The sequence below is a fragment of the Streptomyces alkaliphilus genome, from assembly GCF_014141535.1.
GTDB lineage: Bacteria > Actinomycetota > Actinomycetes > Streptomycetales > Streptomycetaceae > Streptomyces > Streptomyces alkaliphilus.
In genome coordinates, this window is sequence record NZ_VKHT01001100.1 from 1 (window position 1) to 1,558 (window position 1,558).

Below are 1,558 nucleotides of genomic sequence, written 5' to 3' on the forward strand. Positions count from 1 at the left end.
GGGCCCGGACGATCCCGTTCGAGCGGCCGGGTGAACCCCGGCCGCTCGCCGGGGAGTCGGGGCTCCCGGGCGGAGGCCCGGGAGGGGTGTTCATCGGAGACGGCCGACGTGCTCCGCCCCCGGGGATGGACGCCCACACCTTTGACGACAATGATGTTCATTGTCGTCAATCTTTTCGGAGTCGTTCATGAGTGATCCGTACGTGGGGTCGGCCGAGTACCTCGACCTCCTCATCGCGGGCTTCTGGGAGGCCGCCGGCCCCGAAGTGGCCTCGGTGCTGGCGGAGTTGCCCCCGGGTCCCGGTCCCGTCGTCGATCTGGGCGCGGGCAGCGGTCGCGGGGTGCGGGTGCTGGGGGAGGCGGTGCCGGGGGCCCCGGTGTTGGCCGTCGAGCCCTCGGCGGTGATGCGTGCGGCCCTCATGCCGCGAATCCTCGATGATCCGGGCTTGCGCGACCGGGTCACAGTCCTTCCCGGTGGGGCCCTCGACGAGGCGCTGCCGGAAGGGGTTCGCGCCGTCCTGGCCCTCAACATGCTCGGTCACCTCGCGGGCCCCGAGCGCCGGGAGTTGCTGGAGCGGGTGCTGCGGTCCCTGGTGCCGGGCGGGGTGCTCGTCACCAATCTCGCGCCTCCTTTCGCGCCGGTGGCCGTGCCCAGAGTGCTCATGGCCCGTACGGAGGTGGGGGAGCTCGTCTACGAGGGGTACGCGAGCGCGGAGCCGTCCGGGGTGGACGGCCTTCTCTGGCGGATGGAGTACCGCACCCTGCGGGGGGACGCGGAGATCTCCGCGGCGACGGTCGAGTACCCCTGGTGCGTCTGCTCGGAGGAGGAGTTGGCCGCCGAGGCGACCGGGCTCGGATTCGGGGTCCGACGAGTGGGGGACCCCGCGCTGGGGCTGCACGTCCTCGGCCGGCCTTCCGCGGGGGCGGGTCCGTTGGCGTGATCCCGTTGGTGTGACGGTCGCGATGCCCCGCTCCGGGCCTTCCGCCCGGAGCGGGGCTTCCCGTTCGTGCGGGTCGGGGGGTGGGTCTGCGGTGGTGTCTCCTCGGCCCCGCTTCCGCGGCGACCGGGGTCGCCGGCTGAAAATCATTGACATGATAATCGTTTCCATCTAGGTTTCCGGTGACCACCTCCCCGGCCCCACCAGGCATTCCGGGGATGTCCCATCTCCGATGGAGCCATGGATGAGCCACCCCACGGGGGCAGAAAAAGCCCTTGTCCACACCGTCGAGTGCGTTGCCGAGGTGCTCGGCACGGAACCGGACCGGATCGACCCCGGGGCCCCACTCGTGACGTTGGGGCTGGAGTCCTTCACGGCCGTGCGCCTGCGCCGTCGCATCCGTGAGCGCACCGGACGGGACCTCCCCCTGACCGCGCTGCTCGGCGAGGGGGCCACCGCCGAACGCGTCGCCGAACACCTCACGGACCACGGGGCCCCCGGCGGGGAAGCCGCCGGGACCCCCGGGGACCCGACCCGGTCCACCGGGGTACGAGAAGCCCGTGGAGGGCCCGCCGGTGGAACGTCGGCGGGGCACGCGCCGGTGGGGGAGGGGACCGAGGG

2 protein-coding genes are annotated in these 1,558 nt (G+C 72.6%); both read left to right on the forward strand.

The annotated features are described in order from the left end of the window. The first annotated feature begins 187 nt into the window (after positions 1 to 187). Positions 188 to 940 carry a class I SAM-dependent methyltransferase gene (locus FNQ90_RS22680; RefSeq protein ID WP_182608053.1) on the forward strand — a complete coding sequence of 251 codons (753 nt, stop codon included), beginning with the start codon at positions 188 to 190 and terminating at the stop codon, positions 938 to 940. A 241-nt stretch (positions 941 to 1,181) separates the two neighbouring features. Beyond that, the coding region (locus tag FNQ90_RS22685; protein WP_182608054.1) for an acyl carrier protein at positions 1,182 to 1,558 on the forward strand (377 nt) is incomplete at its 3' end.